The sequence below is a fragment of the Pseudonocardia oceanicola genome (genome assembly GCF_047200735.1).
In the GTDB taxonomy this organism is placed as follows: Bacteria; Actinomycetota; Actinomycetes; order Mycobacteriales; family Pseudonocardiaceae; genus Pseudonocardia.
On sequence record NZ_JBJZON010000019.1, the window covers coordinates 106295 to 130916 of the forward strand.

Below are 24622 nucleotides of genomic sequence, written 5' to 3' on the forward strand. Positions count from 1 at the left end.
TGCGCGCCGGTCAGAAGGGGCTGCCGGGCACCATCGGCAGCGGCTGCGCGGTCGGGGCGCTGAACCCGCCGACCGGCCCGCACAGCCCGGCCGGGACCGGCGCGCTGCCCTGTCCCACGGCCACGCCGGTGCCGAGACCGGGCAGGTTCGTGCAGGTCACATAGCTGGGCGGGCTGAACTGGGCGAGTGCCGGCGCGGCCCCACCCGCCCACACCAGCACCCCGCTGGCGGCGAGGATCAGGCCGGCGCGCAGGGCGGTGCGGGAACCGGGGCGGCCGGAGGACATGCGGCTCATCGGGCGTGCTCCTTCGTGTCGGTGTCGGTGCGGGCGGGGGCGGGCAGGAGGGTGGCCACGGAGAGGCACACCAGCAGCGGCAACGCGGGGACGTGCCAGAGGAAGTCGAGCGCGCTGTGCGTGGCGAACGCGGCGAGGACGGCGACCGCCCCGACGGCGGACAGCGGGAGACCGCGGACCGTGCGCGTGCGGAGCGCACCGGCGATCAGCGCCGCGGCACCGGCCAGCACGAGCGCCAGGCCGACGAGCCCGGTCTCCGCCGCCACCTGCAGGTACTCGAGGTGGGTGAACCAGGCGTGCACGAGCCGCCCGGCGTGGTCGACGTAGGTGAGATCCAGCAGTCCCGGGCCGACGCCGGTCACCGGCGCGTCGGCGAAGTCCGCGAGCGTCGCCCGCGCCAGGTCGACGCGGTCGGCCGAGGCGCCGGTCAGCCGGGTCTGGGCGATGGCCTCGACGGCGCCCGCCGGGGCGGTCCCGTCGAGCGGACCGGTGACGAGGTCGAGGAGGCCGAGCAGCGCGGCGCCCACCCCGGCGCCGCCCGCGGCCCGTCGGCGCCGGCTCGTCGCGAGCAGCACGGCGGCGCCCGCCGCCAGGCCGGCGAGAGCCAGGAGCGGGCGCGGCACGGAGCCGTCCGGCATGGAGGGCAGCAGCCCGGCACATGACAGGGCCACGGCCGGGAGCACGGGCAGGAGGCCGCGCACGCTGCGGCGGCCGGCGGCGGTGGCGAGCAGCACGGCCAGCCCGACCGCGAGCGCCAGCACGGCGCCGCGGCTCATCGTGACGGCGAGCCCGAGCAACAGGGCGGCGACCACGGCACGGCGCAGCAAGGGACGGGACGTCGGGGAGGCGACCAGCGCGAGCAGCAGTCCGGTGACCAGGACTGCACCTGCGGCGTTGGCGTAGGTGATGCTCGAGGCGGCCCGCCAGAGGCCGGACGAGGGCATGGACAGCGGAGACAGGTGCAGTGCCGTGCCGAACCACCCGATCCCGGCGACGGCCACGGCGAGCGCGAGCGCCACCACCTGCAGCAGACGCCGCCCCTCCGCGGCGAGCCCGGCCGCGGCCGGCAGGGCGACGGCGAGCAGGAGGGCGACCGCGGCGGACGGAACTGCGTCGGCCACGGCGCCGTCGAGCAGGCCTCGGATCAGCACCCAGAGCGCGAAACCGGCCCAGCAGGCCGCGGCGACCGACACTGGCCGCGGGGCCGCGGCTCGGAGCAGCAGGGCGACGAGGCCGGCCCCGGCCACGAGAGCGGCCACCACCGTGAACGGCCCCGCGTAGAACGCGCCCTGGGCCAGGACGGCGACGCCGAGGGCCGTGCCCAGGAGTGCGGCACGGGCGTCCCGCCCCGGTGCGCCGTGGACGGGCGAAGCGGTGCCGGCGGCGACCTCCGGCGCGGTGACCGTCATGACGTGTGCTCCCTCACGAGCCGGGAGCGTGCACCCTCCGCGGCGGGAGTGCCGGTCCCACGCAGGGCTTCCACTCGACCGTGTGGCACACGGAGGGATGTTTCGGGACGCTTCGTGAACAAGCCGCCGGACTTTCGTCGCTCAGCGTGACAGGAGCCGGATCAGCCGACCGCATCCCGGAAAGAGTGGTGGACCGCCGGCCCGGTGGGGTCGGGCCACATCGCCTGGGTCAGCAGGATGGCGGTGAGGTCGTGCGCCGGATCGTTGCGCCAGGAGGTGCCCAGGCCGCCGTCCCAGCCGTAGCGGCCGTTCGCGCCGACGCCCAGGCCCAGCCCCCAGCCGTCGCCCGCGAGGAACGGCCGCGCCCCCGCGCGCTGCCGCTCGGTCAGCCGGTCGCGGGTCATCGCGGTGACCGTCTCCCGGCGCAGCACGGGGTCGCCGCCCCGGCGCAGCATGCGCGCGAAGGACAGCAGGTCGTCGAGAGTGGACACCAGCCCGCCACCGGCCGACTCGAACTCCGGCGGACGCGCCCACCGCCCGTCGACGGGATCGAACACCTCGGTGCCCCACCATTGCGGCTGGAACCGGTGCAGGTGAGCCGGCGGCACCCAGAAGCAGGTGTCCGCCATGCCGAGCGGCCGCAGGACCCGCTCGGACAGCAGCGCGCCCAGGCTCGTACCGGCGGCCCGCGCGATCAGCACGCCCAGCGCGTCGGCTCCCGTGTGGTAGAGCCAGCGCTCGCCCGGCGGGGCCAGCAGCGGGAGGGTGCCGAGCCGGCGTACCCACTCGTCGGGCGGCGGGACGGGGTGCGACCCGGGCGGCCCGTCCCCGCCCAGCCGGGCCTCGGCGTACGCCCGCTGCCAGGGAAGGGATCCGGGCGCCGACGGCGGGACACCGAGCCCGCAGCGGAAGGACAGCAGGTCCTCGACCGTGATCGCACGAGGAGCGGGCACGGTGTCGTCCAGCTCCGCCGCCTCGGACCGCAGGACCCGGCGCTCGGCGAGCTCGGGGAGCAGCCGGTCCACGGGCTCGTCGAGCCGGATCGAGCCGTCCTCGAGCAGTGTCATCGCGGCGACGGCCGTGATCGGCTTGGAGATCGACGCGATCCGGAAGATCGAGTCACGGCGCAGGGGCGGGCCGCCGGGGCCGGTCCCGCCCAGCACGACGACCTCCAGTTCGCTGCCGCGCTCGACGGCGGCGACGAGCCCGGGGACCGACCCGTCGTCGACGAAGGGGGCGAGGGCGTCCGTGAGGCTGCTCATGCAGGGCTGACCCCGGGGACGCCCGGGACTCATCGGGTCGCGTGCACGGTGAGCAGGAGGTCGTCCGGCCCGGGGTGCTCGTCGGAGTGCCCGGACCGGACGACGACTTCGGAGAATCCGGCATCCCGGACCGCGGCGGCGATCGCGTCGGCCGGCCAGAACCTGCGCACCCACCGGTTGAGCTCGGTGTGGACCAGCACACCGTCGACGAACAGCTCGTAGATCCCCACGCCGTGCTCGACGCCGGTGGTGGGGTCGATCCGGGTCCCGCCACGCAGGGTGATCACGGCACCGTCCGGTCGGGTCCACCAGTTCGTCCCGCCGGGCGCGCCCGGCGGCCCCGGGCCGGTCTCGACCTCGAAGTGGAAGGTGCCGCCGGGCAGCAGGTGCACCCGGACGGCGGCGAGGGCCCGCCCGACCTCGTCGTCGCCGGCGAGGAGCCCCCAGGACCCGGCGGCACAGAAGGCCGCCCGGTACCGGCGGCGCAGCGACAGGTCCTCGGTCCGCTGCTCCTGCAGCCGCCCGGTCACGTCGAGCCCGCGGTCCCGGGCGTGCGCGCGGCAGGCGTCGAGCATGGACGCCGAGGCGTCCACACCGTCCACGTCGACGCCGGCCGCGAGCAGCGGCAGCAGGAACCGCCCGCTCCCGCACATGAGCTCCAGCACGGGCTCCGCGGAGCCGATCACGCCACGGTGGAACGCGAGCTCGTCGGCCGGTGCCGCCGGCTTGTCCAGGTCGTACGCCTGGGTCAGCAGGTCGCGGTAGTCGGCCCGGTACGCGGATCGGTACTCGGCGCTCGGCTCCACCCCGGCATCGTCGCGGCCACGCGGCGTCCGCGTCACTCCCGCGTGCGGAGCAGTGGCACTCAGACGCGCAGCCAGACCGCCGTGTCCTGGGGGAGCAGGCCGTCGTCGCCCAGGGTGCCGCTGGCCAGGAGCACCTCGGCGCCGCCCGGGAGGGGGAACGGGGCCGCGTCGACGTTGAGCAGCAGCGCGAAGCCGGGATCGCGGGCGAGTCCGAGGGCGCCCGACGGGACGTCGAGCCACGTCAGCGGCCCGTCGCCGAGCGCCGGCGTCGCACGGCGGATCCGCAGCGCCCGGCGGTAGAGGGCGAGCATCGAATCCGGGTCCTTGTCCTCCCGCTCGACGGTGAACCGGGAGAACCACTCGGGCTGCGGCAGCCAGGGCTGCTCGTCGCCCGGGCCGAAGCCGAACGGCGGCCCGTCGCCGGACCACGGGATCGGGACGCGGCAGCCGTCCCGTCCGCGCAGGGTGTGCCCCGAGCGGCGCCAGGTCGGGTCGTCGAGCGAGGCCTCCGGCAGGTCCTCGACCTCGGGCAGGCCCAGCTCGTCGCCCTGGTAGACGTACGCGCCGCCGGGCAGCGCGAGGATCAGCAGCGCGGCCGCGCGGGCCCGGCGCTGCCCGACCTCGACGTCGGCCGGCAGGTCCAGCATGGAGTCGAGCGAGGTGCCGATGCCGGCGGCGGGGTCGCGGGCGAGCCGCGAGGCGTGCCGGGCGACGTCGTGGTTGGACAGCACCCAGGTCGGCGGCGCCCCGACGACCGAGTGCTCGCGCAGCGTGCGCTCGATCGACCCGCGCAGCGCCGGGGCGAGCCAGGCCGCCTTGAGGAAGTCGAAGTTGAAGGCGGTGTGCAACTCGTCCGGCCGCAGGTAGCGGGCGAAGCGGTCCGCCTCGGGCACCCACGCCTCGGCCACGAACACCTTCGGCGGGTCGTAGGTGTCGGCCAGTGCGCGCCACTCCCGGTAAACGTCGTGCACCTCGTCGCGGTCCCAGTGCGGGTGCGGGCCCGGGTCGTGGTGCTGTTTGTCGCCGACGTCCGGGAGTCCCGTCTCCTTGATCAGCGAGTTGGCGACGTCGATCCGGAAGCCGTCCACCCCGCGGTCGAACCAGAACCGCAGGGTCTCTTCGAAGTCGGCCCGGACCTCGCGGTTCTCCCAGTTCAGGTCGGGCTGCTCGACGTCGAACAGGTGCAGGTACCACTCGCCGGGCGTGCCGTCGGGCTCGGTGACGCGGGTCCAGGCGCTGCCGCCGAACATGGCCCGCCAGTCGTTGGGCGGCTCGTCGCCGGCGGGGCCGCGGCCGGGCCGGAAGAGGTAGCGGTCGCGCTCGGCGGAACCGGGGCCCGCCCGCAGCGCCGCGCGGAACCACTCGTGCTCGCTCGAGGTGTGGTTCGGGACGATGTCGAGGATGATCCGCAACTCCCGCTCGTGCGCCTCGCGGATCAGCGCCTCGGCCTCGGCGAGCGTGCCGAAGCGCGGGTCGATGTCGCGGTAGTCGGACACGTCGTAGCCGGCGTCGGCGAGCGGGGACGGGTACCAGGGGTTGATCCAGATCGCGTCGACGCCCAGCTCGGCGAGGTGGTCCAGGCGCTGCCGCAGGCCGGCGACGTCGCCGATGCCGTCACCGTCGCCGTCGGCGAAGCTGCGGATGTACACCTGGTAGATCACGGCGCCCCGCCACCACGCGGCCGTGTCGGTCATGGAACCCTCCCGTCGGCGTTGCCTGTTGTTCCATACTGTTCCACAGGTGCAGCAGGGAGGTGGCATGGAGAGCCGACGGGCCAGCATCCGGGACGTGGCGCGCCTGGCGGGCGTCGCGCCGTCGACGGTGTCGCGATCGCTGTCGGGTACCTCGTACGTCGCGCCCGACACCCACGAGCGCATCCGCCGCGCCGTGGCCGAGCTCGCCTACCTGCCGCCGGAGCGCCCGGCCCGCCGCGCGGCGCCGGCGGCGGTCGCCGCGCTCGCCCGGTTCCCGTCGGCCTGGTTCTTCGCCGAGGCCGTCGGCGGTGTGGAGAAGGTCCTGCGGTCGGGTGGGCACCCACTGCTGCTGCACAACGTCGGCGACCCCGAGGGGCGCGCCCACGTGTTCGCCACGCTGGAGCGCTGGGCCGTCGCCGGGCTGATCGTCGTGGCCTCGTCGTTCAGCGACGCGGAGCGGGAGGTGCTGGAGCGGCTCGGGGTGCCGGTCGCCGTGGTCGGCGGGACGTTCCCGGGGAAGCCGCGGGTCGGCATCGACGACCGGGCGGGCGCCGCGACGGCGGTGCGGCATCTGGTCGGCCTGGGGCACACCGAGATCGGACTGCTGTCGTTCGACCCCGACGACGTGGTCGGGCGCGACACCACCGAGGCCCGGCGGGCCGGCTTCGTCCAGGCCCTCGCCGAGGCCGGGTTGCCGTTGCGGCCGGAGTGGGTGGTGCCTGCCGGGCACGACGCCGCGGCGGGCGCCCGGGCCGTCGAGCGGCTGCTGAGCGGGCCCCGGCTGCCCACCGCGCTGCTCGCGATGTCCGACGAGATGGCCCTCGGCGCCCTGCGGACCCTGCGCCGCGCGGGGCTCGACGTGCCCGGCCAGATCTCGGTCGTCGGGTTCGACGACCAGGCGGTGGCCGAGTTCGCCGACCTCACCACGATCGCACAACCGGCGCGTGAGCAGGGCGAACGCGCCGCCGGGCTGCTGCTCGACGCGCTCGCCGGGCAGCTGGTGGGGGCCCCGGACGTCGACCTGCCGACGCGGCTGGTGGTGCGGGGAACGAGCGGCCCGCCGCGCTCGTGAGGCTTCCTGTCGGTGCTGTGTGCTGCACTGGCGCGGGCCGCGAAGGGAGGCCGCGATGTTCGTGCACGGCCACCCGCGTGCGCTCGGGTGGGTGAAGGGGCACTATCGCGCGCCCAACGCGCCGGCAGGGGAGCAGTTGGGGCTCGACCTGGAGGTGGAGGCCGTGGTGCCGGACGGACCCGCGGGGCCCGGGCCGACACGCGTCGGGCTAGACCCCGCCGCGGGAGACGAGCTGGCACACGGCGATGAGCCGCAGCGTCGTCCAGTCCGTGGGGCGCCAGATCCCCCTCTGCGGCAACGCGATCGTCGCGCCGCTGCGGCGTTGCTCGTCGAGCAGCAGGCGGGCGTAGGCCGCCAGTCGCACGGCACCACCGGTGCTGGTGCGAGGCGGGGTGAGGGTCGCGACGGAGCCACCGCCCGAGCGGCGCATCCCGTCCCGGACGATGTCCCGCACGGCCGCCGCGTGCTGGTCGACCACCGCGGCGAGGCCCGGCTCGGCGGTGACCGCCCGGAGCCCGGGCCGGCCGACGGTGTCCATCAGGCGGCGGAGGAGGCGGTGGGCTTTCCACTCGGCGACGGCGGCGCGCAGATCCCGCAGCAGGCTCACGCGAAAATCGTAGCCAGCAGTTTCACCGGATCGGGTGATCTGTGAGCCCATCGGTCGGCGTGGCGCGCCCGTCGGCCGCCCGGTCCGGTTGCCCGCCGGACGGCCCGTTCGTCCCGCCGTCCGGCTCGATCCCGATGACCCGCAGCAGGGCGAGTGCCTCGGCCTCCGGTGTGCCGGGAGCGGCCGAGTACACGAGCAGCATCTGGTCGTCGGCGTCGGCGTGCAGGGTGTCGCAGTCCAGCGTGAGGCCACCGACCTGGGGGTGCCGGATGTGCTTGCGGTCGCCGTGCCGTACCCGGACCGACCGCTCGGCCCACAGCCGGGCGAATCGCTCGCTGCCCTTCTCCAGGGTCGCGATCAGGCCGATCAGCCCGGGATCGTGCGGGTAGCGGGCGTAGGCACCGCGCAGGTCCGACACCAGCGCCCGGTCGAGGCGGTCCCGCTCGGCGGCGTCGTCGGCTCCGACCCGCGTGCCGGCACCGAGGAAGACCTGCCGGGCCGTGTTGCGCTCCGTGGGCGGGACCGCCGACAGGTCGCCGAGCAGCGCCGCGGCCAGCGGGTTCCAGGCGAGGACGTCCGTGCGGGCGTTGAGCAGCAGTACCGGCAGGTCGGTGAGCCGGTCCATGAGCCGCAGCAGGCTCGGGCGGGGCTCGGCCGAGATCGTGCCCGGCGCCGGCGGGCGCATCCCGCCCAGCGTGAACAGGTGATCCCGCTCGTCGGTGGACAGCCGCAGCGCCCGTCCCAGCGCGCCCAGCACGGCGTCGGACGGGTGCGGTCCGCGACCCTGCTCCAGCCGCGTCAGGTAGTCGACCGAGATTCCCGCGACCTGCGCGACCTCCTCCCGGCGCAGGCCGGGCGTGCGGCGGCGGGTGCCGGTGGGCAGGCCGAGGTCGGCGGGGCGCAGCCGCTCCCGCCACGTCCGCAGGGTCCTGCCCAGTTCGGTCCGGTCCACGTCGTCCAGCATGCCGGGCACCGGGCCGCCCAGCCTGGTATCGCGGGTCCCCCGATCCGCCGGGCCTGGTCGGGCCCGGACCCGTGGGGGCACGGTGGGGTCATGAGCGAGAACACGATCGCCCTGGTCACCGGGGCCGACAAGGGGCTGGGCCGCGAGACGGTGCGCCGACTCGCGGCGCTGGGCTGGACCATGCTGCTGGGGTCCCGGGACGCCGCGCGCGGGGCCGCCACCGCGGCGGAACTGCAGGGCGCGGAACCGGCGGGCACGATCGATGTGCTGGCGCTCGACGTCACCTCCGACGAGTCCGCCGCGGCGGCCGCGAAGGAGGTCGAGGAGCGGTACGGCCGGCTCGACGTCCTGATCAACAACGCCGGCATCACCGGCCCGCGGGTGGAGCCGCGGGAGACCGGTGCCGACGCGATGCGGGAGGTCTTCGAGACCAACGTCTTCGGGCCGGTCCGGGTGACCCGGGCCTTCCTCCCGCTGCTGGACCGCTCGGCGGCGCCGCGGATCGTGATGGTGTCGAGCGGGGTGGGCTCGCTGACGCTCACCGCGGACCCCGCGCGGGTCGAGTCCCAGGTCGTCGCGCTGACGTACCCGTCGTCGAAGTCCGCGCTGAACATGGTCACGACGCAGTACGCCCGGGCCCTGCCCCGGTTCCGGGTCAACGCCGCCGACCCCGGCTACACCGCCACGGACCTCAACGGGCACCACGGCCACCAGACGGTGAGCGAGGGGACGGACGCGATCGTGGAGCTCGCCCAGGTCGGGCCGGACGGCCCGACGGGCTCCTACCGCGACCGCCGCGGCGTCCTCCCGTGGTGAGGCGGAGCCGGCGCGGGCTCCCTCAGCCGCCGGAGAGGAAGGTCAGCAGCACGTCGGTCCAGCGCTCCGCGGCGTCGACGTGCGGCCCGTGCCCGCTGCCCTCGAACATCTCGACGGTCACCCGGCCGCCCGCGGCGGCGTAGGCATCGAGCACCCGGCGGATCTGCGTGACCATCGGCTGCGCCGGGAAGGCCTCCTCACCCGGCCAGCCCGGCACCGTGCCGCTCGCGCCGAGCACGCCGAAGTCGAGCGGGGAGGCGTCGGACACCACCAGGTCCGCCGTGCCGTGCGTCCACAGCACCGGGGGCTTGCGGTCCAGATCCACGATGTCCGCCCAGCGGCAGTACCGGGGGGACAGCGCGTTGAGGATGCCGCGGGTGCCGGGGGCGATCCCGGGCCAGTGGGGCGACGGGGTGTGGTCGCCGGGGTAGCCGTCGTCGCCCACGAGGGTCTTGAGCACCTCCGCGACCAGGACGTCCTCGCGGTCCGGCGGCAGCGTGAAGGTCGGTGACCAGTACAGCGCCCGCATGATGCTGCGGATGGAGAAGGCGCTCTCGTCCGAGGCGTCCTGCGCGGCCAGCCGCGCGACGACCTCGGGGTTCGCCGATCCGCCGCCGGAGCCGGCGACGTCCGGGGTGACCGGGGTGCCGTCGGGGCGGGCGCCGCCGTAGCCGTACGGGGACACCGGGTCCAGGAAGGTCAGCGAGGCGACGGGGTGGTCCTTCGCGAAGGCGGCGATCGCCGCTCCGGCCGTCGACCACCCGACGAGGTGCGGGGGCCGGTCGATCCCGAGCGCGCGGAGCAGCGCGGCGGTGTCGTCGGCCCAGTCGCCGAGCCCACGGGTGGCGTCGAGCGCCTTCGGCTCGGTGTCGCCGAACCCGCGCATGTCCGGCGCGAGCACCCGGTACCGCTCGCCCAGCGCCGGCATCAGGTGCTCGTAGAACCGGCCCGTCGAGAGGTTGCCGTGCAGCAGGACCAGCGGCTCGCCGTCCTCGGGACCCGCGGCCAGCAGGTGCATGCGGAGGCGGTCGGTGTCGACGGTGGCGGACCGCACCCCGGGCAGCAGCGTCATGGTGTGATCCTCGGGGGCCCGTGGCACCCGGTCAACCCGCCGTCCGGCAGGGTCGGGCCCGTGCGCGCCGTCCTGGCCACCCCGCTCCCGGAGGATCTCTGCCGGCTCGTCGAGGAGCGCGAGCCCCGCCTGGCCCTCGTCCGGGACCACGGGCTGCTGCCGCCCGTGCGCTGGCCGTCGGACCACACCGGCGACCCCGCGTGGCGCCGCTCCCCGGACCGGCAACGGCGATTCGAGGACCTGCTCGACTCCGCCGACGCGCGCTACGGCCTCCCGGGCGAGCACGACGCGGCCGCCCTCGCCCGGACGGTCGCGGCCAACCCCCGTCTGCGCTGGGCCCAGACGAGGGCGGCCGGGGGAGGGGCCACGGTCCGCGCCGCGGGGCTCTCCGAGGCGCAGCGCGAGCGCGTCGTCTTCACGACGACGGCGGGAGTCCATGGTGGACCGCCGGCCGAGCGCTGGACGGGGTCGCCGAGGAGCCGCTCGACCCGGCCAGCCCGTTGTGGGACCTGGAGAACGTACTGATCAGCCCGCACACCGCCACCCTCGATCGGCAGGAGGACCGACGGATCGCGGAGCTGTTCGCGGACAACGCCTCCCGGCTGCTCGACGGCCGGCCGCTGCGCAACGTCGTCGACCCGGTGGAGTTCTGCTGACGGGCCGGTGCGGCTCACGCCGTTCGCGGTCGGGCTGCTCCTGCTCGCGGTCCTCGTGCGCCGCCGCGGTGTCTGACACGCCCGACCGGCGCTCGCAGCGCAGTCGTGGCTGCCGTGCGTGGTGCCGGACCCCCGGGGTGGGCGCTACGCCGTGACGGAGCGGTCGACGGCGTGTCGCTGCCGCAACCGGTACCGCTGCACCTTGCCGGTGGCGGTCTTCGGCAGCTCCCCGATCACGACCACGGCACGCGGCCGTTTGAAGGACGCGAGGCCCGCCCGGCAGAAGGCCACCACCTCGTCCGGGTCGACCGTCGCGCCCGGCCGCGGCACGACGTAGGCGACCGGCTTGTCCAGGCCGTCGGCGTCCGGCACCCCGACGACGACGGCCTCGGCCAGCGCGGGGTGCTCCAGCAGCCGGGACTCCACCTCGGCCGGCGCGACCCAGATCCCGCCGACCTTGAGCACGTCGTCCGTGCGGCCGAGGCAGGTGAGGCTGCCGTCGTCGTTCCGGACGTACTGGTCCCCGGTGCGCATCCACTCGCCCTGGAAGACCTGGCGGTTCACCGCGGTACGGCACCAGTAGCCGGTGCAGATCGAGTCCCCGGAGATCCACAGCATCCCGGACTCCCCGGTCCCGCTGATCACCGAGCCGTCCGTGCGGCGCAGCTCGATCTCGTAGCCGGGGACCGGGAAGCCCGAGCTGCCCGGGACGACGGCGCCGGGCCGGTTGGAGATGAAGATGTGCAGCGCCTCGGTGGAGCCGATGCCGTCGAGGATCTCGACGCCGAAGCGGTCGCGGATGCCGGTGAACATGCGGGCGGGCAGGGTCTCGCCCGCCGACACGCCCTGCCGGACGCCGGCGAGGGCGTCGTCGGGCACCTCGTCGCTCGCGAGCAGCGGGCCCCAGAAGCTGGGCACTCCGAACAGCAGTGTGGCGCCGTACTTCCGCACGTCCTCCGCAACGAGGCCTGGCGTCGGTCGCGCCGGTTCGAGGACGGCGGCGGCGCCGACCGAGAGGGGGAAGAAGAGCGAATTCCCGATGCCGTAGGCGAAGAAGAGCTTGGCGACGGACAGGCAGACGTCGTCCGGCCGGATGCCGAGGACCTGCTGCCCGTACGTCTCGGCGACGTACCGGATGTCGGCGTGCCGGTGCATCGCGCCCTTGGGCTTGCCGGTGGTGCCGGAGGTGTAGAGCCACAGCGCGGGAGACTCGTCCCAGGTGGGGTACGCGGCCTCGAGCGGCGCGCCCGCGGCGAGCATCCGGTCCCACGTCAGCGCGGTGACCCCGGGTGCGGGCGTGACCGGGTCGGCCCCCGCGAGGACGAGGTGCCGCAGGTCGGGGGCGCTCGCGGCGGCGCTGTGCACGGCCTCGGTGAACTGGTGGCTGCCGATGAGCACCCGGGCCCGCGAGTCGGCCACGAGGGTGCCCAGCTCGGCCCCGGTGAGCATCGTGGAGCACGGCACCGCGACCGCGCCGAGGTACATGGTGGCGAGGATGCCGGTGAACAGCTCGACGTCGTCGGCCATGCAGAGCACGACCCGTTCCTCGGGGCGGACGCCGATCCCCGCGAGCCCGCCGGCCACCCGGCGGACCTCCGCGGCGAGCTCCGCGTAGGTGACGGTGCCCCGCGGGTGGTGGACCGCGGTGCGGGCGCCGTCGCCCGCCGACACCCGGCTTTCGGTCAGGTACTCCGCAGCATTGAAGAGTGTGCTCATGACCGGGCTCCTGTGCCTGTTCGGGTGGTCGAACTCTACAGTGGGATCACGCACCGTCAACGACGCGTAGAAGATCACCTCTCCCGTGCGCCGCGGCGATTTGCTACCAATGGTCCGGGGCCCGGCGCCGCTGCCCGCCCCCTGTGTAGGAGGTACGCGTGGCGACTGCCCCTCCGACGCCCGTCGTCGGACTCCGTCGTGAGCGGGAGGTGCTCACGGTCGCCCTGGCGACCGGCCGGCACGTCGTGCTCGAAGGGCCGCCCGGCACGGGCAAGTCCACCCTGCTGCGCTCGATCGCGCGGGAGGCCGGGCAGCACGTCGTGTTCGTGGAGGGCAACGCCGAGCTCACGCCCGCCCGCCTGATCGGCGCCTTCGACCCGGCCCAGGTGCTCAACGAGGGCTACCTGCCGGCGAGCTTCGTCGACGGCCCGCTGCTGACCGCCATGCGCGAGGGCGGGCTGCTCTACCTCGAGGAGCTCAACCGGGTCCCCGAGGAGACCCTCAACGTCCTGATCACCGTCCTCACCGAAGGTGAGATCGCGGTGCCGCGGCTCGGCACGGTCACGGCCGGTCCGGGTTTCCGGCTGATCGCCGCGATGAACCCGTTCGACGCCATCGGCACCGCCCGCGTCAGCCAGGCCATCGCCGACCGGATGTGCCGGGTGGTGCTCGGCTACCAGTCCGAGGACGCGGAGCGGGCGATCACGACCTCGGTGAGCGGGGTGGACGGCTGGGTGAACGAGCTGTCCGTCGGACTCACCCGCGCCACGCGTGACCACCGGGACCTGCGCATGGGTTCCTCGGTCCGCGGCGCGATCGACCTCGCGCACGTGCTCACCGGGCTCGCGCAGCTGCGCGGCGAGGACAAGCCCGCGCGGGAGACCGCCCGGGACGCGGCGCACGCCGCCCTCTCCGGCCGGATCAAGGTCGTCGACGGGCTGGACCGCACGCCGGAGTCCGTGATCGACGAGCTGCTGGAGCGGCTGTGGCCGGAGGACGCGCCGGAGCCCCCCGACCGGGAGGAGTCCGACCCGGGAAAAGCTGACGGCCCTCCTCCTCCTCCGGGATCGGGGGGCCGGTCCGGGCGGGACAGGCCGTCGCCCAGCCGCGGGCAGCGGACGATGGGCCGCGGCGAGCTGGGCTCGCGGCACGAGCAGTTCGAGGAGATCTCCCCGGAGGTCGGGCAGCTCGACGAGCAGGCGTTCGACGCCGCCCTCGCCGAGAACCCCGAGCAGGCCGCGGCGCTGCTCGCCGACCTCGCCGTGGCCACGGACGCGACGCTGCGGGCCCAGGCGCGCACGCTCGCGGGCCGGGTGTTCATCCAGCTCGGCAAGGTCGGGCCGGCCAAGGCGCGCGGCACCCGGAAGATCGCCCCGGCCACGGGCGGCGAGGGCGACCTCGACCTGGACCGCACGCTCGACAACTGGCAGCCGACGGCGAGCCGGCGGCCGCGGCCGGACGAGATCGTCACCCGGGGGTGGACGGCGCACCGGCGCGCGGTGTCGCTCGTCGTCGACATCTCGGGGTCGATGCAGGGGCTGGCCGTGGCGCTGGCGGCGGTGTCCGCGGCGGGCGTCGTGCTGGCGTCGGAGTCCGGCTCGGGCAAGCTCGAGCCGGGCGTGCTGGCCTTCGGTGCGCAGGTGCGCACCCTGCAGCGGCAGGGCGTACGCCGGCCGCCGGACGAGCTGATCGGCGAGCTGGTCGCGCTGCGCGGGCACGGCACCACGGACGTGGCCGCGGCGCTGCGCGAGGCGTCGGTGCAGCTGGCGGGAGCGGTGGCCGACGAGCGGATGGTCGTGCTGCTGTCGGACTGCCTGCACACCTCGGGCGCGGACCCGCTGACCGCCCTCGGCGGCATCGACCGGCTGCACGTGCTGTGCCCGCTGCCGGACGACGACGCCGAGAAGGCCGCCCGCGCCCTCGCCGCGAAGGGCGGCGGCAGCTACCAGGCGGTGCGCCGGCTGGCCGACATCGCCCCGGCCCTGACCGCGGTCCTCTGCTGAGGCGCAGTAGGGAACCATGATGCGCGTCTCGCGCCTGATCTCGCGCGTTGTGGAACCATAATGCGTAGAGCAGGCCGTGGAATGCGCATCATGGTTCCATGACGGGGGTCGTCCGGGCGGCGCGGTAGGGTCGGCGCCGTGGGGACCATCGTCAGTTTTCACGCCCATCCCGACGACGAGTCGATCACCACCGCCGGGACGCTCGCCAAGGCCGCCAAGGCCGGGCACCGCGCGGTGCTGGTCTTCGCGACCCGCGGTGAGCTGGGCGAACCCGTTCCCGGGGTGCTGACCGACGGCGAGCAGTTGTCGGTCCGGCGCTCCGCGGAGTGCTTCGAGTCGGCCAAGGTGCTCGGCGTCGCGCGCGTGGAGTTCCTGGGCTACGTCGACTCCGGGATGATGGGCGAGTCGACCAACGACGCCCCGTACTGCTTCTGGCAGGCGGGCGTGGAGCACGCCGCGCGGCGGCTGGCGGTCATCCTCGAGGAGGAGGAGCCGGACGTCCTCACCACCTACGACGACAACGGCGGCTACGGCCATCCCGACCACATCCAGACCCACCGGGTCGGGCAGCGGGCGGCGGAGCTGGCCGGGGTCCCCGTCGTCGCCCAGAACACGATCAACCGGGACTGGATGCTGCGCGGGATGCGCGGGATGCAGGCCTCCGGGGAGATCCCCGAGGGCTGGGACGCGCCGGACGAGACGGTCCCGCCGCCGACCTTCGGCAAGCCCGAGGCCGAGATCACCCACCGGGTCGAGGCCGTGGACTTCACGGAGCAGAAGCGGGCGTCGATGCGGGTGCACGCCAGTCAGATGGGCCCCGAGCACTTCATGCTGGCCATGCCCGACCCGATCTTCGCGATGGGCTTCGGCACGGAGTTCTACATCGTCGCCGACCCGCCGAGCCCCGCCGCCGCACCGGAGGTCTTCACCGACCTGTTCCTCCCGATGCGGCCCTGATCACGCCGGGCGGGTGTGGGCGGCCGGGCGAGAGCGGCGCGACCGGGGGCGAGGGAGCGGCGCCGGGGTGCCTACGTCCGCACGAGACCCCGGCAGACCAGCTCGACGGTGAGGGCCACCGCCACGGTCTCGACCGCGAGGAGCAGTACCAGCACGAGCAGCTGCACGGCGCCGGCCTCGATCGGAGAGGCGCCGCCGAGGAGCATGCCGACGTAGGCGCCCGGCAGCGTGACGAGCCCGACGGTCCGGGTCTGGTCGAGCGCGGGCACCAGCGCCTGGGCGGCGCTCGGCCGGGCGATCTCGACGTTCGCGTCCCGGAGGAGGAACCCCAGGGACAGGGCCGCCTCGACCTCGCCCCGGCGCGCGGTCAGCTCGTCGCGCATCCGCCTGCCCGCCAGGGAGGTCGCCGTCATCGCGCCGCCGATGAGGATCCCGGCCGTCGGGATCAGGGCGATCCCGGTCGCCGGCACCACCCCGCCCGCCACCAGCAGCGCGACGACGGGGAGGGGCCCGGCCGCGATCGGCAGCGCCACCCACCAGCCACTCGGGTGCCGGGTGAGCCGGCGGGCGGAGGTGAACGCCGCCACCGCGACCATGAGCATCACGAACAGTGTGCTGGTCCCCAACGACCGCACCACCACGCCGATCAGCAGCGACACCGCGCCGAGCTGGACCACCGCCCGCGCCGACGCGAGCACGGCCGCCCGCGCGGTTCCCAGCCGGGCGAGCAGGGCGACGGCCGCGGCGAGCAGCACCGCGAGCGCGGCGGCCACGGCGAGACCGGGCCCGGCGTCGAGCGTCATGATCGGATTGTCCTCGATGACGACCGGCGACCGTCGTCGCCGAACGGCCCGGCCGACCAGCCGGCACCCTGTCGCCGCGTCGGCCGTGACGGCGGCCCGAGTGGTCCTGGCTCACCTGCCCAGATCGACCACCACCCCGTCGTGCAGGAGTACCGCGCCTCACCCTGGTCGTCGAGCCCACCTCTGGGGTGCCGAGGGCGTGGTCCGGACGTCGTCGAGCGCGGAACCGCGACCGCGGTGGTGGGGGACGTCCCTCCGGCAGGCGTGCCGCATCGGAGTCGTCGCCCTGGTGCGGAGACCGGTCCTCATGACCAAGAAGGATGGCGCCGTCCGGTCGATCCCGGAGGTCGCACGGCCGGGGCGGCCCCTGTGGCCCCCCGCGGTTGGTCGTTCTACCCTCCGTAGAGCACAATGCCCGTGCGAACCGTGCCCGCTCCCCTCGGCACAGCCCGAGGGCGTGCGGTCCGGTTGGCGGGAGATAGAGTCCGGACCTGGCCCACCACCTTGAGCCAGCGAGGTTCAGCGAGGTCCAGTGCAGGAGGCACAGTGACAGCCGTCGCGCCCAAGCCGATCACGACGCGCCCGTACCCGGCGCGTCGGACGGGTAAGGGTTCCACGTTCCTGAAGATGCTGCGGACGACGGACCCCAAGGACATCTCGATCCTGTACATGGTCACGTCGTTCGCCTTCTTCATGGTCGGCGGGGCGATGGCACTGCTGATCCGGGCGGAGCTCGCGCGTCCCGAGCAGCAGTTCCTCTCCAGCGAGCAGTACAACCAGCTGTTCACGATGCACGGCACGATCATGCTGCTGCTGTACGCGACGCCGATCCTCTTCGCGTTCGCGAACTACATCGTGCCGCTGCAGATCGGCGCCCCCGACGTCGCGTTCCCGCGGCTGAACGCCTTCTCCTACTGGCTGTTCCTCTTCGGCGGCCTGACCGTGCTCTCGGGCTTCCTCACCCCGGGCGGCGCCGCGGACTTCGGGTGGTTCGCCTACACCCCGCTGTCCGACGCGATCCGCTCGCCGGGCGCCGGTGCGGACCTGTGGATCATGGGCCTCGCGGTCTCCGGCCTGGGCACGATCCTCGGTGGTGTCAACTTCGTGACGACCATCGTCTGCATGCGCGCCCCGGGCATGACGATGTTCCGGATGCCGATCTTCACCTGGAACATCTTCATCACGTCGCTGCTGATCCTGATCGCGTTCCCCGTCCTCACCGCGGCCCTGTTCGGCCTCGCGGCGGACCGCCACCTCGGCGCCCACGTGTTCGACCCCGCCAACGGCGGCGTGATCCTCTGGCAGCACCTGTTCTGGTTCTTCGGCCACCCCGAGGTCTACATCGTGGCGCTGCCGTTCTTCGGCATCGTGTCCGAGATCTTCCCGGTGTTCAGCCGCAAGCCGATCTTCGGCTACAAGACGCTGGTCTTCGCGACGATCGCGATCGCGGCCCTGTCCGTCGCCGTGTGGGCCCACCACATGTACGCGACCGGCGCGGTCCTGCTCGCCTTCTTCTCGTTCACGACCTTCCTCATCGCGATCCCGACGGGCATCAAGTTCGTGAACTGGATCGGCACGATGTGGAAGGGCAAGCTCACGTTCGAGACGCCGATGCTGTTCTCGGTCGGCTTCCTCGCGACGTTCCTCTTCGGCGGACTGACCGGCGTGCTGCTGGCCTCCCCGCCGATCGACTTCCACGTGTCCGACACGTACTTCGTGGTGGCGCACTTCCACTACGTGCTGTTCGGCACCATCGTGTTCGCGACCTACGCGGGCATCTACTTCTGGTTCCCGAAGATGACCGGCCGGATGCTCGACGAGACGCTGGGCAAGTTCCACTTCTGGGCCACGTTCATCGGCTTCCACATGACCTTCCTCGTGCAGCACTGGCTGGGCAACGAGGGCATGCCGCGCCGCTACGTCGACTACCTGGACACGGACGGGTTCACCGCGCTGAACACGATCTCCTCGATCGGCGCGTTCGTCCTGGGTGCCTCGACCCTGCCGTTCATCTGGAACGTGTTCCGCAGCTACCGGTACGGGCGGGTCGTGACCGTCGACGACCCGTGGGGCTTCGCGAACTCGCTGGAGTGGGCCACCTCCTGCCCGCCGCCGCGGCACAACTTCACCGAGCTGCCCCGCATCCGGTCGGAGCGCCCGGCCTTCGAGCTGCACTACCCGCACCTGGTGGAGCGGATGCGTCACGAGGCCCACGTCGGGGGCCACGCCGCCCCGTCCGAGGTGGCCGCCCAGGGCGTCTCGCGGGAGACCCAGCCCGACGACGACCCGCGCTCGCGGTAGTAGTGCCGCAGCACGATCGGGCCCGGTCGACCGTCCTCGTGACGGTGACCGGGCCGGACCGTCCCGGCGTCAGCTCGGTGCTGTTCACCGTCCTGACCCGGCACGCCGTCGAGCTGCTGGACGTCGAGCAGGTCGTGATCCGCGGCCGGCTCACCCTCGGGGCCCTCGTCGCCGTCGCGCACGATCCGGAGGAGCTGCAGGAGGCCGTCGAGGCCGCGATGCACAGCATCGGGATGCAGGTCCACACGTCGCTCGGCACGAACGGGCTGGAGCGGCGGCAGTCCACGCACGCCGTCGTCGTGCTGGGCCGACCGATCACCGCCCGGGCCTTCGGGATGGTGGCGCAGGCCCTCGCGGACGTCGGGGCGAACATCGACTCCATCCGCCGCGTCGCGGACTACCCGGTCACGGGCCTGGAGCTGGAGGTGTCGCCGAACCCGGACGACCCCGAGCAGCCGCACGGCACGTTGCGGGCCAAGCTGGTCGAGGTCGCGCGGGAGGCCGGGGTCGACGTCGCCGTCGAGCGCGTGGGGTTGTCCCGGCGCAGCAAGCGGCTCATCGTCTTCGACGTCGACTCCACGCTCGTGCAGGGCGAGGTCATCGAGATGCTGGCCGCGCGGGCCGGCGCCGAGGACGAGGTCCGCCGGGTCACCGAGGCCGCGATGCGTGGGGAACTGGACTTCGCCCAGTCCCTGCGGGCCCGCGTCGCCACGCTGAAGGGCCTGCCGGCCTCGGTGATCGACGAGGTGGCCGCCGAGCTGGAGCTCATGCCCGGTGCGCGTACCACGATCCGCACCCTCAAGCGGCTCGGGTTCCGCACCGGCGTCGTCTCCGGCGGGTTCACGCAGGTGATCGAGGGCCTCGTCACCGAGCTCGGGCTGGACTTCTGCGCCGCGAACACGCTCGAGATCTCCGACGGCGTGCTCACCGGTCGGGTGGTCGGCGAGATCGTCGACCGGCCGGGCAAGGCGGAGGCGTTGCGCCGCTTCGCCGCCGAGCACCAGATCCCGGTCGAGCAGACCGTGGCCGTGGGCGACGGGGCGAACGACATCGACATGCTCTCCGCCGCGGGGCTGGGGATCGCTTTCAACGCCAAGCCGGCGCTGCGCGAGATCGCCGACACCGCGCTCTCGCATCCCTACCTGGACGTCGTGCTGTTCGTCCTGGGCATCACGCGGGACGAGGTGGAGCGCGCCGACGCCGCCGAGGGCGTGCTACGGCGAGTGCCGATCACGTGAGCGCCGAGCCCGAGCAGCCCGCACGTCACGAGCCGGTGCTCGCCCCGCTCCGCGCCCGGTACACGGGTGCACCCGCGGTGATCCCGCCGGAGGCCGACGGCGTGGTCCGGGCGATGCCCGTGATCCTGCGGATCGAGCGCGAGCTGCCCGGGAGGACCGCGCTGCTCGAGGCGGCGGCACAGGCCGCGCTCGCCGTGTGCCTGGACCCGCGGGCGCAGGACGAGTGGCACGAGCCGCTGCGCACCTGGGTCGACGGCCGGATCCGCAAGATCGCGCGCCGGGCCCGCGGGGCACACTGGTCGGCGGTGCAGGAGCTGCCGGGCGTCACGGTCGAGGTCGACGGGGCCGAGGCCCGCGCCCTGCTGCCCGGCCCGGTCGACGACGTCCCGCGGATCGTGTCGCGGCTGCAGATCGGTGGCACGGACCTCCCGCCGGAGGACCCGGGCGCCGTCCCCGAGGGCGTGCCGCTGATCGTGCTCAATCCCGCCGTGGACATGACCGTCGGCAAGGCCGCCGCCCAGGTCGGGCACGCCTCGATGATCCTCGGGGCGGTGCGCGGCTGGTCCGCCGCGCCGCGGTTCGCGGTACGCCGGGACCCGGCGCTGTGGGAGGCCCTGCTGGCGCGGGAGGACGTCGTGTGCGTCCGCGACGCGGGCTTCACCGAGGTCGACCCCGGCACCATCACCTGCGCCGCCGCCGACTGACCGACGACGACCCGACGGGCTCGCTCGACCGCGTGTGTGATGGAGCCATGACGCCCTGCAGGGGCCGGGTGCGAGAGCGTTATGGAGCCATAGTGCGCTCCTGGTCCCCGTGGGAGAGCGTTATGGAACCATACTGCGCTGCGGGTCCCCGCGGGAGAGCGTTATGGAACCATAATGCGCTGCAGGGGCCAGGTGCGAGAGCGTTGTGGGACCACACTGCGGGCCGGGCGCGCGTGAGGGAGCGTGCTGGAGCAGAGTGCGGCCGTCGCGCCTCGGTTCGCCGGACGGAGGCAGGTCTCAGGCGTCGCGCAGGCGGGACAGCGCGGCGCGGACCTTCTCCGGGTCGTGGGTCTGCCAGAAGGGCGGGAGCGAGGCGCGGAGGAAGCCGCCGTAGCGGGCGGTCGCGATCCTCGGGTCCAGGATCGCGACCACCCCGCGGTCCGCGGTCCCGCGCAGCAGCCGGCCGGCGCCCTGGGCGAGCAGCAACGCCGCGTGGGTGGCGGAGACCGTGAGGAAGCCGTTGCCGCCCCGCGAGTCCGCGGCCTTCTGCCGCGCGGCGACCAACGGGTCGTCCGGGCGCGGGAACGGGATCCGGTCGATGATCACGCAGGACAGCGAGGGGCCGGGGACGTCCACGCCCTGCCACAGCGAGAGGGTGCCGAACAGGCACGTCTCCGTGTCCTCGGCGAACCGCTTGACCAGCAGCATCGTGGAGTCGTCGCCCTGACAGAGCAGCGGGACCGACAGACGCCCGCGCAACGCCTCGGTGGCCTGCTTGGCGGCGCGCATCGAGGAGAACAGCCCGAGGGTGCGCCCGCCGGCGGCCTCCACCAGCCCGGCGATCTCGTCGAGGTACTCCGGCGCCAGCCCGTCCCGCCCCGGGGGCGGCAGGTGCCTGGCGACGTAGAGGATCCCGCTGCGCGCGTGCGCGAACGGGGAGCCGACGTCGAGCCCCTTCCAGCGCGGGGCGTCCGGGTCCCGCACCGGATCCTCGGAGTCGCCGCCCGCCGACTCGACCCCGCCCCCCGGCCGGGCCGAGACGATCTTCTCCGGCGGCAGCCCCCACTGCCGGGCCAGCGCGTCGAACGACCCGCCGAGGGCCAGGGTGGCGCTGGTCAGCACGGTGGTGCGCTGCCCGAACAGGCGCTCCCGCAGCAGCCCGCCGACGGACAGCGGCGCCACCCGCAGCACCTTGTGCCGGGCGCCGTCCGGACCCTGCTCGGCCAGCCACACGACGTCGTACCGCGTGGCGGGGTCCGGCTCCTCGAAGGCCTTGAGCACCCGCACGACCGACTCGGAGACCTCGTCGAGCAGCGCGAGCGCGAGCTTGCGCCCGGTGGCGCCCTCGGGGTCCTCGCGGCGCTCGCCGCCCAACGCCTGGCGGCACATGCCGGCCGCGTCCCGGATCACCGTGAGCGCGCCGGTAGCGGCCTGCGGGATCGCCTCCCACCGCCCGGTCGGTAGGTCCTCGAGCACCATCCCCAGGCCCTCGCCCGCCTCGGCCAGCCGGTCCGCCAGCGCCTGGTCGACGAGCTTGCCGCAGCGCCGGGCCGCCGCGGCGACCGTGCCGGAGGTGAGCTCCCCGGTGGCGGCGCCGGTGACCCGGTCGACCAGCTCGTGGGCCTCGTCGACCACCACGACGTCGTGCTCCGGGAGGACCTGGGCCTCGCCCATCGCGTCGATCGCGAGCAGCGCGTGGTTGGTGACCACGACGTCCGCCCGGCCGGCCTCCGCCCGCGCCTTCTCGGCGAAGCAGTCCTCGCCGACGGGGCAGCGCGCGACGCCGAGGCACTCCCGCGCGGTGACCGAGACCTGGCGCCAGGCGTTGTCCGGCACACCGGGGACCAGCTCGTCCCGGTCCCCGGTCTCGGTGTCCGACGCCCAGTCGTGCAGGCGCTTGACGTTGCGGCCCATGGCGGAGATCGCGAAGGCGTCGAACAGCTGCTCCTCGGCGGGATCGGCCATGTCCTCGTCGCCGTGCAGCTTGTTGAGGCACAGGTAGTTCCGCCGACCCTTGAGGATCGCGAAGGTGGGCTCGCGGCCGAGCGCGGCCTTGAGCGCCTTGCTCAGGCGCGGGAGATCCCGGTCCACCAGCTGCCGCTGCAGCGCGATCGTGGCCGTGGAGATCACCACGGTGGTGTCGCGCGCCATCGCGTGCCGGATCGCGGGCACCAGGTAGGCCAGCGACTTGCCCGTGCCGGTACCGGCCTGCACGGCGAGATGCTCGCCGCTCGACAGCGCCTTGCGGACGGCCTGGGCCATCGCGTCCTGTCCCTCGCGGCGGGTGCCGCCGACGGCCGCGACGGCCACCTCGAGCAGCTCGGCCACGCCCGGCAGGTCCTGGGACCGGACGGGCGGAGAGGCGGGGGCGAGGGGCACGGCCCGACGATAGCCGCCGCCACCGACAGGACCCGCCGACCGGCCCGGTCGGGCGCGGGGAACCGCGCGCGGGTCGGGATGGTCACACGTGATCTCGTCCCGTCCGGGCGGCTCACGCGCGGGTAGGTGGGCATCATGAACCGGGTGACGTCCATGCAGACCCGACCCGAGGCCGACCGGTACCCCATGGTGCTGGAGGTGACGCCGCGCTACAGCGACCTCGACCCCAGCCGCCGCGTCGGCCGGGAGGCGCTGGTCCGCTGGTTCGAGGACGCGCGCGTGACCACCGAGCACCGGGCCTTCCCCGAGCGCACCTTCGGCAACCGGCGGGCCGGGACGGGGCAGCTCCTCGCCTCGATCCACGTCGACGTGCTCGCCCCGCTGCGCATCGCCGACGACTACCGGGTCGGCATGGCCGTGAACCGGGTCGGCGGCTCGTCCTTCAGCTACGGCTACGGCGTCTTCACCGGCGAGGAGCTGGTCGCCACCGGCGAGTCGACCAGCGTCTGGGTGGAGGGCGGCCGGCCCGCGCCGCTGCCCGAGGAGATGCGCACCGCGCTCGCCGGCCTCGTCCTGCCCGAGGCCACCCCGACCGGGCGCCGGGAGTTCGACGCGTCGCGGCTGGTGCGCGAGAACTACCCGTTCCGCTACGACGTGCGGACCCGCTTCGGCGACCTCGACACCAACCGGCACGTCAACAACGTGGCCCTCGCCGGCTGGTACCTCGACGGCCTCGCCGAGCTGCACACCGACGTCCTCGGCTACCCGCTCGGCGGGCCGCTCGACGGGCTGTCCCCGAGCTCGCTGCGCGTCGAGTACCGCGACCAGGCGCACTACCCGGGCATCTACCAGCTCCGGGTCGGTGTCCTGGAGCTCGACGACCACGAGGTCCGCTACGCCTGCGGGCTCTTCGACGGGCACCGCTGCGTCGGGCTGGCCGACGCCGCCGGCGCCGTCCGGGCCGTCGACGCCGAGGGCCGGGACGTGGACCTGCGCGCCGCGTTCGAGCCGTTCCGCATGCGGGGCTGAGCTAGACCGCCCGGTAGAAGGTCAGGGTGCCGAGGCGGGTGCGCCCCCGGCTCACCGCCGTCGCGTCGGTGAAGCCCGCCTGCGCGAGCTGGTCGAGCACCGACGGCCCGTGCCCGTGGCCGTGCCCCTGACCGTGGCCGTGCCCCTGACCGTGGCCGTGCCCCTGCCCGTGGCCGTGCCCCTGACCGTGGCCGTGCCCCTGACCGTGCCCGGCGCCGTGGTCGCGTCCGCCGCGCAGCCGGAGCAGGAGCCCGTGCAGTCCGCTGACCACGGCGAACGCGCCCCCTGACTCCCGCGGGTCGTGGTCCAGGTCCATGAGGTGCAGGCTCCCCCCCGGCGCGAGCACCCGGCGGACCTCGCGCAACGCGCCCACCTTCTCGTCCTCGGGCAGGTGGTGGAGCATCAGCGAGGACAGGACGCGGTCGACGGTCCCGTCGGCGTACGGGAGCGACTGGGCGTAGGCCTCGTCGAGCTGCAGGGCCAGGCCCGCCCGCTCGGCCTTGCGCCGGGCCAGGGCGAGCGCCTCGCCGTCGGGGTCGGTCCCGATGACCGTCGCCCCGGGCACCGCGCGCTTCGCCAGCACGAGCACGTTCCCGGTGCCGCAGCCGATCTCCAGCACGGTCGCGCCGGGCTCGATCGCGGCCTGCGCCACGAGCTGCCAGTAGGAGTCGCCGATCCCCGCGAGCTTGCCGAAGCGGTCGTAGAAGGGCAGGAACCGGGGGTTGATCATGGCGGGCAGGTAGTCCCGCGTCTCGGCGGTCGGCACGGTGCGCTCCCGGACGGTACGAAGTTCGGTGGTTCCCTGCTAGGTTTCCCACGTCGTGAGCTGCGGACAAGGG

At 74.4% G+C, this 24622-nt stretch carries 22 protein-coding genes; 10 read left to right on the forward strand and 12 right to left on the reverse strand.

The window, feature by feature from the left end; genetic code table 11:
• Positions 1–10: 10 nt before the first annotated feature.
• The 5 genes from ACL02T_RS24230 to ACL02T_RS24250 form a co-directional block, all read right to left on the reverse strand.
• A complete protein-coding gene (locus ACL02T_RS24230; protein ID WP_412833050.1) occupies positions 11–295 on the reverse strand; it encodes a hypothetical protein in 285 nt (94 codons plus the stop codon).
• A complete protein-coding gene (locus ACL02T_RS24235) occupies positions 292–1704 on the reverse strand; it encodes an O-antigen ligase family protein (protein ID WP_412833051.1) in 1413 nt (470 codons plus the stop codon). Before ACL02T_RS24235 ends, ACL02T_RS24230 begins: the two co-directional genes overlap by 4 nt.
• A gap of 161 nt (positions 1705–1865) precedes the next feature.
• Positions 1866–2966 carry a serine hydrolase domain-containing protein gene (locus tag ACL02T_RS24240; protein ID WP_412833052.1) on the reverse strand — a complete coding sequence of 367 codons (1101 nt, stop codon included), beginning with the start codon at positions 2964–2966 and terminating at the stop codon, positions 1866–1868.
• A gap of 29 nt (positions 2967–2995) precedes the next feature.
• On the reverse strand, positions 2996–3772 hold the full coding sequence (locus ACL02T_RS24245; protein WP_412833053.1) for a class I SAM-dependent DNA methyltransferase: 777 nt from the start codon (positions 3770–3772) through the stop codon (positions 2996–2998).
• A 59-nt stretch (positions 3773–3831) separates the two neighbouring features.
• A complete protein-coding gene (locus ACL02T_RS24250; RefSeq protein ID WP_412833054.1) occupies positions 3832–5466 on the reverse strand; it encodes a glycoside hydrolase family 13 protein in 1635 nt (544 codons plus the stop codon).
• Between the two features lie 64 nt (positions 5467–5530).
• On the opposite strand from ACL02T_RS24250, the gene ACL02T_RS24255 reads away from it, so the two are divergent.
• Complete coding sequence (locus ACL02T_RS24255; RefSeq protein ID WP_412833055.1) at positions 5531–6538, forward strand: LacI family DNA-binding transcriptional regulator; 1008 nt, start codon at positions 5531–5533, stop codon at positions 6536–6538.
• Between the two features lie 208 nt (positions 6539–6746).
• Here the strand turns inward: ACL02T_RS24255 and ACL02T_RS24260 are convergent, their stop codons facing one another.
• Both ACL02T_RS24260 and ACL02T_RS24265 read right to left on the reverse strand, forming a co-directional pair.
• A complete protein-coding gene (locus ACL02T_RS24260) occupies positions 6747–7145 on the reverse strand; it encodes a DUF6401 family natural product biosynthesis protein (protein ID WP_412833056.1) in 399 nt (132 codons plus the stop codon).
• A gap of 22 nt (positions 7146–7167) precedes the next feature.
• On the reverse strand, positions 7168–8109 hold the full coding sequence (locus ACL02T_RS24265) for a helix-turn-helix transcriptional regulator (RefSeq protein WP_412833057.1): 942 nt from the start codon (positions 8107–8109) through the stop codon (positions 7168–7170).
• Between the two features lie 90 nt (positions 8110–8199).
• Between ACL02T_RS24265 and ACL02T_RS24270 the strand changes: the two genes are divergently transcribed.
• The gene (locus ACL02T_RS24270; RefSeq protein ID WP_412833058.1) at positions 8200–8925 is read left to right on the forward strand and encodes an SDR family NAD(P)-dependent oxidoreductase; all 726 of its coding nucleotides are present in this window, start codon (positions 8200–8202) and stop codon (positions 8923–8925) included.
• Positions 8926–8947: 22 nt separating this feature from the next.
• Here the strand turns inward: ACL02T_RS24270 and ACL02T_RS24275 are convergent, their stop codons facing one another.
• Positions 8948–9997: an alpha/beta fold hydrolase gene (locus ACL02T_RS24275; RefSeq protein ID WP_412833059.1), complete on the reverse strand. Its 1050-nt coding sequence runs from the start codon at positions 9995–9997 to the stop codon at positions 8948–8950.
• Positions 9998–10000: 3 nt separating this feature from the next.
• On the opposite strand from ACL02T_RS24275, the gene ACL02T_RS24280 reads away from it, so the two are divergent.
• Positions 10001–10522, forward strand: coding sequence for a hypothetical protein (locus ACL02T_RS24280; protein WP_412833060.1), 522 nt, complete (start codon positions 10001–10003; stop codon positions 10520–10522).
• Positions 10498–10653 carry a hypothetical protein gene (locus tag ACL02T_RS24285; protein ID WP_412833061.1) on the forward strand — a complete coding sequence of 52 codons (156 nt, stop codon included), beginning with the start codon at positions 10498–10500 and terminating at the stop codon, positions 10651–10653. Before ACL02T_RS24280 ends, ACL02T_RS24285 begins: the two co-directional genes overlap by 25 nt.
• A gap of 144 nt (positions 10654–10797) precedes the next feature.
• Here the strand turns inward: ACL02T_RS24285 and ACL02T_RS24290 are convergent, their stop codons facing one another.
• Positions 10798–12369: a benzoate-CoA ligase family protein gene (locus tag ACL02T_RS24290; RefSeq protein ID WP_412833062.1), complete on the reverse strand. Its 1572-nt coding sequence runs from the start codon at positions 12367–12369 to the stop codon at positions 10798–10800.
• Between the two features lie 158 nt (positions 12370–12527).
• Between ACL02T_RS24290 and ACL02T_RS24295 the strand changes: the two genes are divergently transcribed.
• Positions 12528–14372, forward strand: coding sequence for an AAA family ATPase (locus ACL02T_RS24295; protein ID WP_412833063.1), 1845 nt, complete (start codon positions 12528–12530; stop codon positions 14370–14372).
• Between the two features lie 138 nt (positions 14373–14510).
• A complete protein-coding gene (locus ACL02T_RS24300) occupies positions 14511–15329 on the forward strand; it encodes a PIG-L family deacetylase (protein ID WP_412833064.1) in 819 nt (272 codons plus the stop codon).
• Positions 15330–15400: 71 nt separating this feature from the next.
• Here ACL02T_RS24300 and ACL02T_RS24305 read toward each other — a convergent pair whose 3' ends face one another.
• Complete coding sequence (locus ACL02T_RS24305) at positions 15401–16132, reverse strand: ABC transporter permease (RefSeq protein ID WP_412833065.1); 732 nt, start codon at positions 16130–16132, stop codon at positions 15401–15403.
• A 546-nt stretch (positions 16133–16678) separates the two neighbouring features.
• Between ACL02T_RS24305 and ctaD the strand changes: the two genes are divergently transcribed.
• From ctaD to ACL02T_RS24320, 3 genes are read left to right on the forward strand one after another with little or no spacing between them, the layout of a single operon-like run.
• Positions 16679–18433 carry an aa3-type cytochrome oxidase subunit I gene (gene ctaD, locus ACL02T_RS24310; RefSeq protein ID WP_412833066.1) on the forward strand — a complete coding sequence of 585 codons (1755 nt, stop codon included), beginning with the start codon at positions 16679–16681 and terminating at the stop codon, positions 18431–18433.
• Positions 18434–18477: 44 nt separating this feature from the next.
• The gene (gene serB / locus ACL02T_RS24315; protein WP_412833067.1) at positions 18478–19671 is read left to right on the forward strand and encodes a phosphoserine phosphatase SerB; all 1194 of its coding nucleotides are present in this window, start codon (positions 18478–18480) and stop codon (positions 19669–19671) included.
• Positions 19668–20375: a peptidyl-tRNA hydrolase gene (locus ACL02T_RS24320; RefSeq protein ID WP_412833068.1), complete on the forward strand. Its 708-nt coding sequence runs from the start codon at positions 19668–19670 to the stop codon at positions 20373–20375. Before serB ends, ACL02T_RS24320 begins: the two co-directional genes overlap by 4 nt.
• 297 nt (positions 20376–20672) lie before the next feature.
• Here ACL02T_RS24320 and ACL02T_RS24325 read toward each other — a convergent pair whose 3' ends face one another.
• On the reverse strand, positions 20673–22754 hold the full coding sequence (locus ACL02T_RS24325) for an ATP-dependent DNA helicase (protein WP_503129103.1): 2082 nt from the start codon (positions 22752–22754) through the stop codon (positions 20673–20675).
• Positions 22755–22889: 135 nt separating this feature from the next.
• On the opposite strand from ACL02T_RS24325, the gene ACL02T_RS24330 reads away from it, so the two are divergent.
• Positions 22890–23783, forward strand: coding sequence for an acyl-CoA thioesterase (locus tag ACL02T_RS24330; RefSeq protein ID WP_412833069.1), 894 nt, complete (start codon positions 22890–22892; stop codon positions 23781–23783).
• A 1-nt stretch (position 23784) separates the two neighbouring features.
• Here the strand turns inward: ACL02T_RS24330 and ACL02T_RS24335 are convergent, their stop codons facing one another.
• Positions 23785–24549, reverse strand: coding sequence for a class I SAM-dependent methyltransferase (locus ACL02T_RS24335; protein WP_412833070.1), 765 nt, complete (start codon positions 24547–24549; stop codon positions 23785–23787).
• Positions 24550–24622 lie beyond the last annotated feature (73 nt).